At 66.6% G+C, this 15,312-nt stretch carries 17 protein-coding genes; 9 read left to right on the top strand and 8 right to left on the bottom strand.

Annotated elements, in window-relative coordinates; all coding sequences use genetic code 11:
* Positions 1 to 70 precede the first annotated feature (70 nt).
* Genes sppA through LRA87_RS01930 form a run of 3 tightly spaced genes read left to right on the top strand, consistent with a single transcriptional unit; the run spans position 71 to position 2,901 of the window.
* Positions 71 to 1,945: a signal peptide peptidase SppA gene (sppA, locus tag LRA87_RS01940; RefSeq protein ID WP_230628717.1), complete on the top strand. Its 1,875-nt coding sequence runs from the start codon at positions 71 to 73 to the stop codon at positions 1,943 to 1,945.
* A gap of 1 nt (position 1,946) precedes the next feature.
* Positions 1,947 to 2,507: a GNAT family N-acetyltransferase gene (locus LRA87_RS01935; protein ID WP_230628716.1), complete on the top strand. Its 561-nt coding sequence runs from the start codon at positions 1,947 to 1,949 to the stop codon at positions 2,505 to 2,507.
* 55 nt (positions 2,508 to 2,562) lie between these two features.
* A complete protein-coding gene (locus tag LRA87_RS01930) occupies positions 2,563 to 2,901 on the top strand; it encodes a hypothetical protein (RefSeq protein ID WP_230628715.1) in 339 nt (112 codons plus the stop codon).
* Positions 2,902 to 2,905: 4 nt separating this feature from the next.
* Here LRA87_RS01930 and LRA87_RS01925 read toward each other — a convergent pair whose 3' ends face one another.
* Positions 2,906 to 3,547, bottom strand: a complete 642-nt coding sequence (locus LRA87_RS01925; RefSeq protein WP_230628714.1) for a trimeric intracellular cation channel family protein — start codon at positions 3,545 to 3,547, stop codon at positions 2,906 to 2,908.
* A gap of 143 nt (positions 3,548 to 3,690) precedes the next feature.
* Between LRA87_RS01925 and ychF the strand changes: the two genes are divergently transcribed.
* The 3 genes from ychF (at position 3,691) to LRA87_RS01910 (ending at position 7,024) form a co-directional block, all read left to right on the top strand.
* Positions 3,691 to 4,791: a redox-regulated ATPase YchF gene (gene ychF, locus LRA87_RS01920; protein ID WP_230628713.1), complete on the top strand. Its 1,101-nt coding sequence runs from the start codon at positions 3,691 to 3,693 to the stop codon at positions 4,789 to 4,791.
* A gap of 606 nt (positions 4,792 to 5,397) precedes the next feature.
* A complete protein-coding gene (locus LRA87_RS01915; protein WP_230629779.1) occupies positions 5,398 to 6,567 on the top strand; it encodes an alkaline phosphatase family protein in 1,170 nt (389 codons plus the stop codon).
* 10 nt (positions 6,568 to 6,577) lie between these two features.
* Positions 6,578 to 7,024 (top strand): MaoC family dehydratase, encoded by a 447-nt coding sequence (locus LRA87_RS01910; RefSeq protein WP_230628712.1) that lies wholly within the window; start codon positions 6,578 to 6,580, stop codon positions 7,022 to 7,024.
* Between the two features lie 51 nt (positions 7,025 to 7,075).
* On the opposite strand, the gene LRA87_RS01905 is transcribed toward LRA87_RS01910, so the two are convergent.
* The 5 genes from LRA87_RS01905 to petA all read right to left on the bottom strand — a co-directional run bounded on the left by LRA87_RS01905 (position 7,076) and on the right by petA (position 11,421).
* Positions 7,076 to 7,783 (bottom strand): hypothetical protein, encoded by a 708-nt coding sequence (locus LRA87_RS01905; RefSeq protein ID WP_230628711.1) that lies wholly within the window; start codon positions 7,781 to 7,783, stop codon positions 7,076 to 7,078.
* 94 nt (positions 7,784 to 7,877) lie between these two features.
* Positions 7,878 to 8,408, bottom strand: a complete 531-nt coding sequence (locus LRA87_RS01900; RefSeq protein ID WP_230628710.1) for an adenine phosphoribosyltransferase — start codon at positions 8,406 to 8,408, stop codon at positions 7,878 to 7,880.
* A 263-nt stretch (positions 8,409 to 8,671) separates the two neighbouring features.
* A complete protein-coding gene (locus LRA87_RS01895) occupies positions 8,672 to 9,514 on the bottom strand; it encodes a cytochrome c1 (protein ID WP_230628709.1) in 843 nt (280 codons plus the stop codon).
* Between the two features lie 24 nt (positions 9,515 to 9,538).
* Positions 9,539 to 10,825 (bottom strand): cytochrome b, encoded by a 1,287-nt coding sequence (locus tag LRA87_RS01890; protein ID WP_230628708.1) that lies wholly within the window; start codon positions 10,823 to 10,825, stop codon positions 9,539 to 9,541.
* Between the two features lie 14 nt (positions 10,826 to 10,839).
* Positions 10,840 to 11,421, bottom strand: a complete 582-nt coding sequence (gene petA / locus LRA87_RS01885) for a ubiquinol-cytochrome c reductase iron-sulfur subunit (protein WP_443024820.1) — start codon at positions 11,419 to 11,421, stop codon at positions 10,840 to 10,842.
* Between the two features lie 178 nt (positions 11,422 to 11,599).
* On the opposite strand from petA, the gene LRA87_RS01880 reads away from it, so the two are divergent.
* The 3 genes from LRA87_RS01880 (at position 11,600) to LRA87_RS01870 (ending at position 13,683) form a co-directional block, all read left to right on the top strand.
* Positions 11,600 to 12,061, top strand: coding sequence for a tRNA (cytidine(34)-2'-O)-methyltransferase (locus LRA87_RS01880; protein WP_230628707.1), 462 nt, complete (start codon positions 11,600 to 11,602; stop codon positions 12,059 to 12,061).
* Between the two features lie 178 nt (positions 12,062 to 12,239).
* Positions 12,240 to 13,085 (top strand): oxygen-dependent coproporphyrinogen oxidase, encoded by an 846-nt coding sequence (gene hemF, locus LRA87_RS01875; protein ID WP_230628706.1) that lies wholly within the window; start codon positions 12,240 to 12,242, stop codon positions 13,083 to 13,085.
* A gap of 4 nt (positions 13,086 to 13,089) precedes the next feature.
* Positions 13,090 to 13,683, top strand: a complete 594-nt coding sequence (locus tag LRA87_RS01870) for a GNAT family N-acetyltransferase (RefSeq protein ID WP_230628705.1) — start codon at positions 13,090 to 13,092, stop codon at positions 13,681 to 13,683.
* Here LRA87_RS01870 and LRA87_RS01865 read toward each other — a convergent pair.
* Together LRA87_RS01865 and LRA87_RS01860 are read right to left on the bottom strand one after the other, a co-directional pair.
* Entirely contained in the window at positions 13,662 to 14,417 is a 756-nt protein-coding gene (locus LRA87_RS01865; protein WP_230628704.1) for a hypothetical protein, read from the bottom strand. The genes LRA87_RS01870 and LRA87_RS01865 overlap by 22 nt on opposite strands.
* Complete coding sequence (locus LRA87_RS01860) at positions 14,414 to 15,286, bottom strand: hypothetical protein (protein ID WP_230628703.1); 873 nt, start codon at positions 15,284 to 15,286, stop codon at positions 14,414 to 14,416. Before LRA87_RS01860 ends, LRA87_RS01865 begins: the two co-directional genes overlap by 4 nt.
* Positions 15,287 to 15,312: the final 26 nt, after the last annotated feature.

Below are 15,312 nucleotides of genomic sequence, written 5' to 3'. Positions count from 1 at the left end.
ATCCTAATACGGGCCGTTGCGTCGCGCCCTCCCCTGCTCTAGCGCTGGAGCAGGTTTGTAGGAGCATGACGTGAAGCTGGTTCAGGGCGCATGGAAGCTGCTGGTGGCGATCAAGGACGGGCTGGTCCTGATCGCAATGCTGCTGTTCTTCGGTCTGCTGTTCGCGGCGCTCAATGCGCGGCCGGGGACGAAGGCGATCCCGACGGGTGCGCTGGTGCTCGACCTCGACGGCACCATCGTCGAACAGCCCGAGGAGCAGGCGCCGTTCGCCGCGCTGTCGGGGCAGTCGATGCCGCGGCAATATCGCGCCCGCGATGTGCTGCGCGCGATCGACGAGGCGCGGACCGACGATCGGGTCAAGGCACTGGTGCTGGACCTCGACCGGTTCGGTGGCGGTTATCCGGCGACGCTGAACGAGATCGCCGATGCGATCCGCCGATTCCGCGATACCAAAAAGCCGGTGTTGGCCTATGCGACCGCCTACACCGATTCCGGTTATCGGCTCGCGGCGAACGCGAGCGAGATCTGGGTCAACCCGCTGGGCGGCACGCTGTTCACCGGACCGGGCGGCAACCAGCTGTATTACAAGGGTCTGATCGACAAGCTGGGCGTCAACACGCACGTCTACCGCGTCGGCAAGTTCAAGAGCTTCGTCGAGCCCTATACCCGCACCGACCAGAGCCCGGAGGCGCGCGAGGCGAGCCGGCAACTGCTCGGATCGCTGTTCGGCCAGTGGCAGGACGCGGTCGCCAAAGCGCGGCCGAGAGCGCAGGTGGCGCAGTTCCTCAACAGTCCCGAACGGGTGATCGTCGCGGCGAACGGAGACATCGCCAGGGCGAATCTGTCGGCGGGCATCGTCGACAAGCTGGGCGACCGCACCGCCTTCGGCCAGCGCGTCGCCGCCTTGGTTGGCAGCGATACACGCAAGCCGATCGGCAATTTTACGACGATCCGGTACGACGCGTGGATCGGCGCCCATCCGTTGTCGAAGGCGGGCGACGGCATCGGCGTCGTCACGATCGCCGGGGACATCGTCGATGGCGAGGGCGGCCCCGGCAGCGCGCACGGCGATACCATCGCCAAGCTGATCCTGAACGGGCTCGCCACCAAGAACCTGAAGGCGCTGGTGGTGCGGGTCGATTCGCCGGGCGGATCGGTGCTGGCATCGGAGCGGATCCGGCTGGCGATCCTGGAAGCGAAGAAGAAGGGGCTGCCGATCGTCGTCTCGATGGGCGGGTTGGCCGCGTCGGGTGGCTATTGGGTGTCGACACCCGGTGACGTGATCTTTGCGGAGCCGGCGACGATCACCGGATCGATCGGCATCTTCGGCATCATCCCGACCTTCGAGAAGACGCTGGCCAGGATCGGTGTCACGACCGACGGCGTGAAGTCGACGCCGCTGTCGGGACAGCCGGACGTGTACGCCGGCACCACGCCGGAGCTGGATGCGATCCTGCAGGCGGGTATCGAGAACGGCTATCGCCAGTTCCTCGGCCGGGTCGCACAGTCGCGCGGCATGACGCCCGAGCGGGTCGACCAGATCGCACAGGGGCGCGTGTGGGATGGCGGCACGGCACGGCAGCTGAAGCTGGTCGACCGGTTCGGCGGGTTGCAGGACGCGATCGCGGAGGCGGCGAAACGCGCCCGGCTCGATCCGGCCAAGATCCATGCCGAATATCTGGAAAAGGAGCCCGGCTTCGCGGCACAGATCGCAGCCAGCTTCGCCGAAAAGGACGACGACGACGCGACCGGCGGCGACGTGTTCGCGCGGATCGCGGCGGAGCGGCGCGGGCTGCTCGCACAGGCGCTGGGCGACGTGAAGCGCCTCGCCACCGCCGGATCGGTACAGGTCCGCTGCCTGGAATGCGGTGGCCTCGGGCCGAGCGACACCGCAGGGTCGGACGCCCGGCTGCTCGACCTGATCCTGGCCCGGGTCGGACTGTAGGATGATCGCGATACGCCCGGCGACGCCCGAGGATGCGGGCGCGATCGCCGCGATCTATGCCCCCCACGTGCTTGCCGGCACGGTTTCGTTCGAGACGGAGGCGCCCGATACCCGCGCGATGCGGACCCGGATGGCCTCGTCCGCCGGATTGTACCCGTGGATCGTCGCCACCAACGGCGATGCGACCGGGGGTGTGCTGGGTTACGCCTATGCGACGCGCTTTTCGGAGCGGGAGGCGTATCGCTGGGTGGTCGAGACCAGCATCTACGTCGCCGACGTGGCGCAAAGGCAGGGTGTCGGGCGATTGCTGTACGAAGCATTGGTCGACACGTTGCGGGCACAGGGCTTCACCCAGGCGATCGGCCGGATCGCGCTGCCGAACAGCACCTCGATCACCCTGCACGAATCGGTGGGCTTCCGCCGCGCCGGCGTCTTCCGCGAGATCGGCTACAAGCACGGGCAGTGGATCGACGTCGGTTATTGGCAGTGCGAACTCGCGGAGCCCACGACACCGCCCGATGAACCGCGCCGTTTCGCGGATACCGGCGTCGTGCGAGGGTGACCACGACCCTGTCGCAGGCGGCAATCGCGACCGAAGCCGATCGGGAGGCAGACGCATGAACGACGACAACGCGCAGGCCGGCACCGGCGGCGATGCGATGCTGTACGACTATCTCAAGCACCTCACCTCGCTATGCCTCTTCTCGCTGGCCGGCGTGGCGGCGCTCGCCGACAAGGTGCATGGCCGATCCGCCGTATCCGTCGTCATGGCGCTGGTCGTGATCGGGGTGGCGGCGTTCAGTTCGTTCTTCGCGACCGGCCTGATCGTGGAGGCGCGTTTCTCGGGCAAACCGTTGACGGGCAAGATCAACCTCTATCGCCATGCCTCTCCGCTGCTGCTGTCCGTCGGACTCGGCATGTTCCTCTATCTGTACGTCAAGTCGCTGACGTCCTGATCGCCTAGGGACGGCTGCGATAGGCGGGCAAGGCGATGTGATAGCGGATCGCCATCGCGCGCAGGGCAAAACCGGCGGCGGCGGCGATGACCGCTGCGGGCGCGCCCGCCAGTCCGGCCAGACCCAATGCGACGTAGAGCGACGACGACAGCGCCGCAGCCGTGACGTACAGCTCCGGCCGCATCAGGATCGACGGCTCCCCTGCCAGCACATCGCGGATAATACCGCCGACACAGGCGGTGACGACGCCCATCAGTGCGGCGGGCACCGGTGGCACGCCATAGCCGACCGCCTTCGCCGCGCCATATACGGCATAGGCGGCGAGGCCGATCGCGTCGAACCAGTCGAGCGCGCTATCCTTCCACCAGCGCTCGGGCGTCACCCACACCGCCGCCGCCATCGCCAGGCAGACGGTCGCGGCCCGCGGGTCGTGGACCCAGAACACCGGCGCATCGATCAGCAGGTCGCGCACGGTGCCGCCACCGACGCCGGTGATGAGCGCGAAAAAGGCCAGCGTCACGGCGGTCTGCCCGCGCTTCGCCGCTGCGAGGGCACCCGAAACGGCGAACACGGCGAGGCCCGCCACATCGAACCATGGCGCGAATGCGGGCAGCAGCGAGGCGGTCTGGGGAAGCGGCGGCAGCATCGTGTCCGTCGCCTAGAGGATTGTCGCCAGGAATTGAACCGGGTGCTCGGTGATCGGATACTGGCACTGGCGGCTCGCGACTGGCCAAGCGGCGGCGCAACCGGTAAGGCGCGCGCTTTCCCTATCCAGACGCGAGTGTTCCCATGGGTTTCCGCTGCGGTATCGTGGGCCTGCCCAACGTCGGCAAGTCCACCCTCTTCAATGCTTTGACCGAGACGGCGGCGGCGCAGGCGGCCAATTATCCGTTCTGCACGATCGAACCCAACGTCGGCAACGTCGCGGTGCCCGATCCGCGGCTTTACAAACTGGCGGAGATCGCGGGATCGGCCAAGATCATCGAGACGCAGCTCGCGTTCGTCGACATCGCCGGCCTCGTCCGCGGCGCGTCGAAGGGCGAAGGGCTCGGCAACCAGTTCCTCGGCAACATCCGTGAAGTCGATGCGATCGTCCACGTCTTGCGCTGCTTTACCGATGGCGACGTGACGCATGTCGAGGGCAAGGTCGACCCGATCGCCGACGCCGAGACGGTCGAGACCGAGCTGATGCTGTCCGACCTCGAAAGCCTCGAGAAGCGCGTGCCGAACCTGATCAAGAAGGGTCAGCAGGGCGACAAGGAGGCGAAGATCGGTGCAGCGGTGCTCGGCCAGGCGCTCGAGTTGCTGCGCGAGGGCAAGCCTGCTCGCCTCACCCAGCCCAAGGATGCGGAGGAAGCCCGCGTGTTCGCGGGCGCGCAGCTGATCACCGCCAAGCCGGTGCTGTACGTCTGCAACGTCGACGAGAGCGATGCGGCGAACGGCAACGCGCTGTCGGCGAAGGTGTTCGAGAAGGCGAAGGCGGAGGGTGCCGAGGCGGTCGTCGTATCCGCGGCGATCGAAGCCGAGATCGCGACGATGGCGCCCGAGGATCGCGGCGAATTCCTCGCCGAGCTTGGGCTGGAGGAAACCGGCCTCGCCCGCGTCATCACCGCCGGATACAAGCTGTTGCACCTGCTGACCTTCTTCACCGTCGGTCCCAAGGAAGCGCGGGCGTGGACCGTGCATGCCGGTGCAAAGGCGCCGAATGCGGCAGGCGAAATCCACACCGACTTCGAACGCGGCTTCATTCGCGCCGAGACCATCGCGTACGACGATTACATCGCCTGCAAGGGGGAAGCCGGCGCGCGCGAAACGGGCAAGCTGCGGCAGGAAGGCAAGGAGTATGTCGTCCACGACGGCGACGTGATGCTGTTCCGCTTCAACGTGTGATCTCGTAATCTCCCCCTCCGGAACGGGCGATGTCCCCGTGGGAAAGAACTTTGCTGGTGCCTCGTTCGTCGATGCCCGACCGGTGTCGAGAGAACGGGCGGTCGTGATCGATCGCACGAGACGGCGCGTACCTCCCCTCCGTAACGGCTACGCCGCGCCACCTCCCCCTTGCGGGGGAAAAATGAAGTTGAGCTCACGTCAATGTCCGCGGATCGCAGCGAAAACCGTCTCGTCCCTGAAACGGCCGGTTTTTCAAATCCTCCCCCGCGAGGGGGAGGTGGCGCGGCCTTAGCCGTGACGGAGGGGCAGGTAAGCGACGCCCTGCCTTGGCAAGGACGTCGCCATCCGATGGTGCGGAGTGCCTGAAGGAAGGACCCGCAAAACCGGTGTCGGGTGACCTTGTCGCCCTGGCCTGCTCCCGCGTAAGGCGGCTCCGGCTTCCACGTCCGGGACGATCGCCTCGTGAGACTGATTCCCCTCGCCTGCTCCATTCTGTCGCTCGCCGCCTGCGCCCTGCCCTACACGCCGCCGGCCCTCTCGCCGGTGACCCAGCCCGCCCCGGCAGCGTCGGGCACGACCCTGCCCCCGGCGCCGATACCGCGGACGATGGGGGCGCCGGTCACCATCCTCGTGTCGATCGATGGCTTCCGGCCCGATTACCTCGACCGCGGGGTGACACCGAACCTGTCCGCACTTGCTGCCGGCGGTGTCAGCGCGTCGATGCGGCCGTCGTTTCCCTCCGTCACCTTCCCCAATCACTGGACGCTGGTGACCGGCAAGGTGCCGGACCATCACGGCATCGTCGGCAACAGGATGGAGGACCCCGCACGTCCGGGCGAAACCTTCACGATGGCGAGCGACGACCCGTTCTGGTGGAACGCCGCAGAACCCATCTGGGTGACCGCAGAGAAGGCGGGCGTCCGGACCGCGACGATGTTCTGGCCCGGTGCCAACGTGGGCTGGGGCGGGACGATCATTCCCGACAGCCATGGCGCGATCCGCGATGCGACCCGCCCGAAGGATTGGCAGCAGTTCAATCAGGCGGTGACCGGCACGAGCCGCGTCGATGCGGTGATCGACTGGATGCGCCGACCGGAGGCGACGCGCCCGCGCTTCGTGACGCTATACTTCGACACGGTCGACAGTGCCGGCCATGCCAACGGGCCGCAGGCGGCGGCAACGACACAGGCGGTAGCGGACGTCGACGTCCAGATCGGTCGACTGGTGCAGGGCCTGCGCGAGCTGCGACAGCCGGCCAATCTGGTGATCGTCGCCGACCACGGCATGGCCGCTACCGACAGCACGCGCACGATCCCGCTCGACCGTGTGGCGAACGTGACCGACTATCGCCTGCTGGAAAGCGGCCCCTATGCGACGCTGTTCCCGGTGGCGGGGCGCGAAGCCGCACTGGAGGCGGCGCTGCTCCGGCCGCATCCGCACATGACGTGCTGGCGCAAGAATGCGGTGCCGGCGCGGTTCCGCTATGGCGGCAATCCCCGCATCCCGCCGTACGTCTGCCTGGCGGAACCGGGCTGGCTGATCCTGAAGAGCGCGACCGCCGACGCCTTCCACGGCGGTGCCCACGGCTACGACAATCGTGCGCCCGACATGGCGGCGCTGTTCATCGCCAGCGGGCCGGCCTTCGTCGGTGGCAAGCGGCTCGCGGGCTTCGACAACACCGACATCAATCCGCTGCTGCGCGACCTGATCGGACTGCCCATGGCCGCCGGACTGGACGGCAGCGACGCACCGTTTAGGCAGGTGTTGAAACGATAGGAGAGCGGCCGTGCAGTATTTCGAGGATATCGAGGTCGGGACCAGGGCCAGCTTCGGCGACTATCCGGTGACCCGTGATGAAGTGGTCGCTTTCGCCGGGAAGTACGATCCACAGCCGTTCCACCTGTCGGACGAGGCCGCGGCGAAGACCCATTTCGGCCGATTGTCGGCGAGCGGCTGGCATACCTGTGCGATGACGATGGCGATGCTCGTCGAACATCTGAAGGCGAACGCCCAGTCGGGACTGGGATCGCCGGGGATCGACGAATTGCGCTGGCTGAAGCCGGTCTATCCGGGCGACCGGCTGCGCTGCGAAAGCGAGGTGCTGGAAAAGCGTCGCTCCGCCAGCCGGCCCGAAATGGGCATCTTCAAGAGCCGGATGTCCGTGTTCAATCAGGACGACATCGTGGTGATGACGTTCGTGTCGAACGGTCTGGTGGAAACCAGACCGCGTTAGTCCGTCGGGCGCAACCGTCATCCCACCTGCGTGAGATGACGGTCGTGCAGGTCAGCGCCGTTCGCGATTGCCGCCGGTGCGGTTGCCGCCCCAGCCCCTGTTACCGCCCGGGCCCCGATTGCCGCCCCAGCCACGCTGGTTGCCGCCGGGGTTGGCGTCCGGCCTCGCGACGCGCGGCGTGGTGACGGACTGCCCGGATACATTGGGGCGATTGCCGCGCCAGTTACCGCGATCACCGCGGTTACCGTCGCCACGATAGCCGGGTGTCCGATCGCCCCGGTTGCCGTCGCCACGATAGCCCGGTGTCCCGTCGCCGCGGTTGCCGCGATAGCCCGGCGTCCGATCGCCACGATAGCCGTCATTGCGGTATCCGGGGGTACGATTGCCCTGCCACTGGCCGTTGTTGCGGTTGAACCCGTTCCAGTCGTTGCGGAAGTTGCGATCGCCGCGCCACGTGTTGCGGCGGCCCTCCCAATAGCGCCGTTGCGTGTTGTTCCAGCGGAACGGCCGGCGATACTGGTCGTAGACGTAGATCCCGGTGCCCGGATAATAATAGTCGCCATACCAGCCGAAGTAGCTGGGATAGCCGGCGTAGCCGCCGCTGTAATAGGGATCGGCATAACCGTAGCCGTCGCCATAATAACCGCCACCGCCGTAACCGACCGACACGCCGCTATAGCCGTATCCGTCCGTACAAGCCGCGGTGCCGATGCCGACACCGAAAATAAGGCCAGCAAGGGCCAGACGCTTCAGGAACATGATGCTCTCCCGTCATCGAGGGGCGCGAGCAAAGGCAGATACGCGCCGATCGTCGTTCAACGAGGGCGACTTGTCGCAAGTTCCGGCTGAACGGTTAATGACCGGCGAACTGGATCAGCGAATCGACGCGGACGCCATCGGCGCGCACGGTTTCGGCGCCGCCCAGATCGGGCAGGTCGACGACGAACTGGGCCTGTTCCACCGCCGCCCCCGCCTTGCGGAGCAGGCGGACTGCCGCGCGGGCGGTGCCACCGGTGGCGATCAGATCGTCGACCAGCAACACGCGCTGGCCGGGCACCAGCGCGTCCTCGTGCATGACGATCCGGTCCTCCCCGTATTCCAGCGTATAATCCTCCGCGATCGTTGCCCCCGGCAGCTTGCCGTCCTTGCGGATGAGCAGCACACCGGCACGCAGCGGCAGCGCGAGCGCGGCGGCGAAGAGGAAGCCTCGCGCCTCGATCCCGGCGACGAGATCGATCGGACCGATCGCCGCCGCCGCCATCCGTTCGATCGTCGTCGCAAACCCCGCGGGATCGAGCAGCAAGGTGGTGATGTCGCGGAACTGGATGCCGGGCTTCGGGAAGTCGGGGATGGTGCGGATCAGCGCCTTGAGATCATCGTTCATGGGCGAAGCTGTGGTGCCGTGGTGGCGGGAGGTCAACCTGACGCGGCCGACCCAACTCACCACCGTCCCTGCTGCGTTATTCTGACGAACGCCTGGATCGATGGATGGGATGATCCCGCGGGCGGGCACGACTGCCAGCCGCTTGCCTTGACGGGTCCCGGGGTCCGCCGGGATGACGGAAGGGGATGATACGAAAACGGCGACCGGAGCATTTGCTCCAGCCGCCGTTTTATGATCGGTCGCTACGCCCGAAGGCGCGGCGGTCAATGCTTCACGTCGCGCCAGACGTTCTGATAGGCGCCCCATGCCAGGAAGCAGAAGATCAGCAGGAACAGCGCCGCCGCGACGCCGGCCGCGTGCCGGGCGTTGAGGTTGGGTTCCGCCGTCCACGTCAGGAATGCGGACACGTCGCGCGCCATCTGGTCCTTGGTCGCCTTCGTGCCGTCAGAATAGGTCACCTGACCATCCGACGTGATCGGCGGCGGCATCGCGATGTTAAGGTTGGCGAAATAGGGGTTGTAGTGCAGCCCCTCCGGCGTCTTCGCGCCCGGGAACTCCTTCAGCAGCGCCGCCGGCTGCTGGCGATAGCCCGTCAGCAATGCATGGACGTAGTTCGAACCATCGTGGCGCGCCTTCGTCATCAGCGACAGGTCGGGCGGCAGCGCATTGTTGTTCGCGGCGCGGGCGGCGACCTCGTTCGCGAACGGCGACGGGAAGCGATCGGACGGCACGTTCTTGCGCGTCGCCGCCTCACCCGTTTCGGGGTTCACCGATGGCTGTTCGATCGCCCACTGATTGGCGATCGCCTTCACCTCAGGCTCGGAATAGCCAATCTTGCCGAGGTCGCGGAACGACACGTACTTCAGGCTGTGACAGGCGGCGCAAACCTCCTTGTACACCTGGAAGCCGCGCTGCAGCTGCTGGTTGTCGAACTTCCCGAAGAAGCCGTTCGAGGACAGCCCGATATCCTCGGGATGCAGATGGAAGACGTGTTCGGCACTTTCCGCCGCCGGCTCCTCGATGGCGGTCCGGGCGGTGCCGAAGAGCGCCAGCGCGAGCACGAAGACGAACGCTGCGCCGATCAGGGATGCGATGATGCGAGGCATGATGGTCTGTTATCCCCAGTCGGTTCAGGCGTGCGCCGCGGATTGGACCGGGCTGGTGCCGCCCTGCTTCGCGAGCACCGCTTCAGTGATCGAATTCGGCAGCGGACGCGGACGTTCGGAACGTGCGACCCACGGCAGGATGATCAGGAAATGGGCGAAATAATAGGCCGAGGCGATCTGGCCCATGATGACGTTGCGGGCATTCGCCTCCGCGCCGCCGACATAGCCGAGTACCACCACATCGAGCAGCAGGATGCCGAGGAAGATGCGGTACTTGGGACGATAGTTCGCCGAACGGACCGGCGAGGTATCGAGCCACGGCAGGAAGAACAGCAGCAGGATCGACCCGAACATCGCGAGCACGCCCCACAGCTTCGCATCGATGATGAAGTCGGCGGTGAAGCTCTTCAGGATCGCGTAGAACGGCAGGAAATACCATTCCGGAACGATGTGTGCGGGCGTCGAGAGCGGGTTCGCCTCGATGTAATTGTCCGGGTGACCCAGCAGGTTCGGGCTGAAGAAGATCAGCGCCGCGAACAGCAGCAGGAACACGCCCAGCCCGACCGCATCCTTGGCGGTGTAATAGGGATGGAACGGCACGGTGTCCTGTTCGCCCTTCACCTCGACGCCGGTGGGATTGTTCGACCCCGGGATATGCAGTGCCCAGATGTGCAAGATGATGACGCCCGCCGTGACGAACGGCAGCAGATAGTGCAGCGAGAAGAAGCGGTTGAGCGCGGCGTTGTCCGGCGCGAAACCGCCCAGCAGCCACACGCGGATCGTTTCGCCGACCAGCGGGATCGCCGAGAAGAAGCCGGTGATGACCTGCGCGCCCCAGAAGCTCATCTGGCCCCATGGCAGCACGTAGCCCATGAAGGCGGTGGCCATCATCAACAGGAAGATGACGACGCCGAGCAGCCACACCATCTCGCGCGGGGCCTTGTACGACCCATAATAGAGGCCGCGACCGATGTGGATGTAGACGACCGCCAGGAACATCGACGCACCGTTGGCATGCGCATAGCGCAGAAACCAACCGGCATTGACGTCGCGCATGATGCTTTCGACCGACCCGAAGGCGACACCGGCGTTGGCGGCATAATGCATCGCCAGCACGATGCCGGTGACGATCTGGATCGCCAGTGCGGCGCCGGCGAGCACGCCGAAGTTCCAGAAATAATTGAGGTTGCGGGGCACGGGATAGCCCGCGCCGACGGCGTTGTAGACGAGGCGCGGCAGCGGCAGCTTCTCGTCCAGCCACCGCATCAGCGGTTGCTTAGGCTCGTAATGCTTGGCCCAGGGAAAGCTCATGATCCGGGTCTCCCTCAGCCGACCGTAACGACGGTGTCGGAATTGAATGTGTAATCGGGAACGACGAGATTCTTCGGCGCCGGTCCCTGACGGATCCGTGCCGCGGTGTCGTAGGCCGAACCATGGCACGGACAGAAATAGCCGCCGAACGGCCCCTTGTTCTCACCCTCGCCCGCGCCGAGCGGTACGCAGCCCAGATGGGTGCAGACGCCCAGCGTGATGAGCCAGTTTTCCTTGCCCGGCTTGGTGCGCTCGGCGAGTGTCTGCGGATCGCGCAGCTCGGAAATGCTGACCGCATTGGCGGCGGAAATCTCCGCCGGCGTCAGGTTGCGGACGAACAACGGCTGCTTGCGGAACTGCGACTTGATCGCCTGGCCCGGCTGGATCTTCGACAGATCGAGCTCTGTGGTAGACTGCGCGAGCACGTCCGCCGACGGGTTCATCTGATTGATCAGCGGCAGGACGATCGCGAGCGCGCCAACCCCGGCGAACGACACGGCAGCGATATTGATGAAATCGCGGCGGCGGGGGTCGTGGACTTCCTCGTGGAACGGCTCCGGCGATTCACCGGGAGGAACCATGTTGTCAGTCGCCATTCGTCTCTGCCCTAACCTTTATTATCGCGGAGGAACGCCTCACCGCCGTGAGGAGTCGGGATTTGAGCGCCCACCGAGCCCTACCATCCCCACGGCGGGCTGCTGGCCTGATAGACGGCACGCCATCGCTTTGCCAACAGCATTTTACCACCGGGCTGCGCGACGTTAGGGATGCGGCATGACGACGGCCCTGCGCATCGCGCTCTACCAACCCGATATCGCCGGCAACGTCGGCGCCGTGATGCGCACCTGCGCCTGTCTGGGCATCGCGCTGGACCTGATCGAGCCGATGGGCTTTCAGTGGGACGACAAGCGGGTCGCGCGGGCGGCGATGGATTACATCGATCACGTGTCGCTGACCCGTCATGCCGACTGGGACACCTTCGCCGGTCAGGCCACGGGGCGGCTGGTGCTGCTGACGACAGGCGGGGCAACGCCGTTGCACGGTTTCGCGTTTGCAGCGGACGACGTGCTGCTGTTCGGCCGCGAGAGCGCCGGGGTGCCGGAGGAGGTGCATGCGCGGGCCGATGCGCGGGTGGTCATCCCCATGGCACCGCAATTGCGGTCGATGAACCTGTCGGTGTCTGCGGGGATCGTGGCGGCTGAGGCTTTGCGGCAGACCGGAGGGTGGCCCACGTGATGTTCACGCGAAGACGCGGAGAACAAGGAAGAAGAAGCTTTCACAACGGCGAGGGCGGCGGACGCCGGCGTGAGTACGACGCCTCCGAGCCTCCGCATGGCTCTGCCTTCTTCTCGCCTTCCCGTGAATCGGGGCAGCGCGGCGCTCGACTTCGGTACGCCCGGTTCGGTAAGGCGCCATGATGCTGACCCTCGACGCCGAACAGACCGCCGCCCGTACTTGGTTCGAATCGCTGCGCAACCGGATTTGCGCCGAGTTCGAGAGCATCGAGCGCGAGGCGGGGTCGGATGCGGCGTTCGACTATATCGCGTGGGACCGCACCGATCCGTCGGGGGCGCCGGGCGGTGGCGGGGTGCGCGGCGTGATGAAGGGCAAGGTGTTCGAGAAGGTCGGCGTCAACGTCTCGACCGTCGGCGGATTGCTCGACGGCGAATTCGGCAAGACCATTCATGGCGCGGGCGACGACCCGCGGTTCTTCGCGACCGGGATCAGCCTCGTCGCGCACATGGCCAATCCGCACGTGCCCGCAGTGCACATGAACACGCGGTTCCTCGTCACCACCAAACGCTGGTTCGGCGGCGGTGCGGACCTCAATCCCCCGTTGCCGGTGGAACAGGATACCGCCGACTTCCATGCGACACTGCGGGCCGCGTGCGACGCGCACGATCCGGCACATTATCCCCGCTTCCGGCAATGGGCGGACGATTATTTCTACATCCCGCACCGGCAGGTCCATCGCGGTGTCGGCGGCATCTTCTACGATCATCTGGAGGGCGATTTCGACGCGAACCTGGCCTTCACCCGCGCGGTGGGCGAGGCATTCCTCGACACCTATCCGCGAATCGTACGACGGCGGATGAACGATCCGTTCGACGATGCGGACGTGACGGCCCAGCGGAACTGGCGCGGGCGCTACGCCGAATTCAATCTGGTCTACGATCGCGGCACGCTGTTCGGCCTTAAGACGGGCGGCAATATCGACGCGATCCTGATGAGCCTGCCGCCCCTCGCGACATGGGAATGACGGCGTGGCGCTGATCCCCGTCGATCCGCAAGAACTGGCGACGATCGTCACCACGCTGGAGATGACGCGACGGCCGCCGTTGCGCCCCCTGCCCGCCTCGCCCTTGCGGCTGGTGCGGTGGGACCGTCCGGATCCCGCCCGCTACCGGACCCTGTTTCGCCGCGTCGGCGGGCCCTGGCTATGGTATTCGCGGCTGGCGATGGACGATGCGGCGCTGACCGCGATCATCCACGATCGCGACGTTCAGATCCATGCGGTGGCCGATCGCGCCGGAGTGGAGATCGGACTGGTCGAACTCGACTTCCGCCATCCGAATGCGTGCGAGCTGTCCTATTTCGGACTGGTGCCCGAACTCGCCGGAAAGCGTCACGGCCGGTGGCTGATGGCGGAGACGTTCATGCGCGCGTGGCTGCCGGGTGTCGCGCGGCTGTGGGTGCACACCTGCACGCTCGACCATCCATCTGCACTCGCTTTCTACCGCGCGCAGGGTTTCGTCGCGATCCGGCGGACGATCGAAACGTTCGCCGATCCGCGCGTACTGGGACTGCTGCCGCCCGATGCCGGCAGCCATATTCCCTATCTGGCCGCCCCGGCCTGACGCAGCCGGCGATAGGCGGCGACCGCAATCAGCGCGCCGGCCAGCTGGGTCAGCATCGCGACGCCGGCGGCGAATGCCTCGACGATCGCGACGCCGATGGGATTCGCGCTACCGTCGCCACCCAGCCAGCGTGACAGCAGCATGAAAGGCTGGCCGGCGAGGATGGCGGCGAGATAGACGGTGACGATCGCACCTAGCAGCGAGAACTGGCCGCGCCGGGTCATCCGCCACGACCGCCCCACCGCCGCCATCGCGCCGGTCGGCGCCTCGGCGAACAGGATCGGGCCGGCGAGCATGAACCGGCTCATCAGCCACAGGCCGGGCAGCAGCAGGATATACATGCCCGCCCCCGCCGGGATCGACACGACGACCATCGCCAGGATGAACCGCGGGAAGGTGAGGCCGGCGCGACGGGCCGCTTCGCCGACCGTCGGGCGCTCCGGCGACAGGAACAGACAGAACACGACCGCCAGCCCGAAATAGGTGATGGCATAGGCGCCGACCGAACCGAGACCATAGTCGCCCACCCACGCATCGAGCGCGGTCATCCACGCCTGCGCCCGCGCGGTCGTATCGACGATCTCGGCATCGGGCATCGGTAACGGGCCGACGAGCAGCAGCAGGGCGTAGGTCGGCAGGAAGAAGAACAGCCCCGCGACACGCAGCAGCAGATCGGCGTCCCGCCGGAACATCGCCCACGCATCGCTCAGCAAGGCGGCGAGCGTCACCTTCACGTCGCGGCGACCGTCTGTTCGCGACGTTCGCGCAGCAGCCGTTCGCGCTCGGTCAGCGCAACGTACGCCTGTGCCGAGAAGACGACGGCGACCAGGGTCAGCCCCGTCGATACCGCCTGTCCGGCCAGCGCCGCGATGTAGGTCACGGTGGCGGTGGCATTGCCGCCCAGCACCAGCCGGGCGACGAGGCCGATGACCGATTGCGCCGCCCATGTCGCGATCATCAGCACGATCAGGAACAGCAGGATGACGCCGACCAGCCGCCAGGTATGCTTGCGGGTGAGCCGCCACGTCCGGGCAATCGCACCGATCGACAGCCGTTCGTACAGCACGACGGCATAGAGCGGCAGCAGGCGCGAGAACAGGAACAGCGCCGCGATCAGGACGACGATCATATACAGCGCCGCGAGCAGCCCCGCGCCCGGCGCGATCGGCGGTGCGGGTGTGCCGCCCCCGAAGGCGATGGCGAAATCGAAGCCGGCGACGACGAGCAGCAGGATCGCGGGCATGAACGCGATGGAGAATGCGACACCCAGCACCAGCGCGACGAGCACGGCCGGGACCAGCCGGGCGCTCGCCTGTCGGTTGGCGGCGGCGCGGGTCGTGGCAGGATCGCTGGCCGCGGCGATGATCGCGAGTTGCCCCCACAGAGCCGCGACGGTGGCCGCCAGCGTCAGCAGCATGCCGACCGCGACCGATGCACTGCTCGCCGGCGTGAAGATCTTGTAGGCGGCATTGATCGCGCCGGGTACGAACAGCGTCAGGATGGCGATACCGGCCAGCATGCCGCCGCGCCCGTTCAGCACCTCGCCGGTGCGATCCCACACATTGCCCATCCTGACCATCCGGCGACCCCATTCTGCCCGCAAGTCCGTCCGGTTAGCTCAAGCGCCGC

Source organism: Sphingomonas sp. Leaf37 (assembly GCF_920939475.1).
Lineage (GTDB): Bacteria > Pseudomonadota > Alphaproteobacteria > Sphingomonadales > Sphingomonadaceae > Sphingomonas.
The sequence above is the reverse complement of the archived record's forward strand: the minus strand, read 5'-3'. Positions and strand labels throughout refer to the sequence as shown.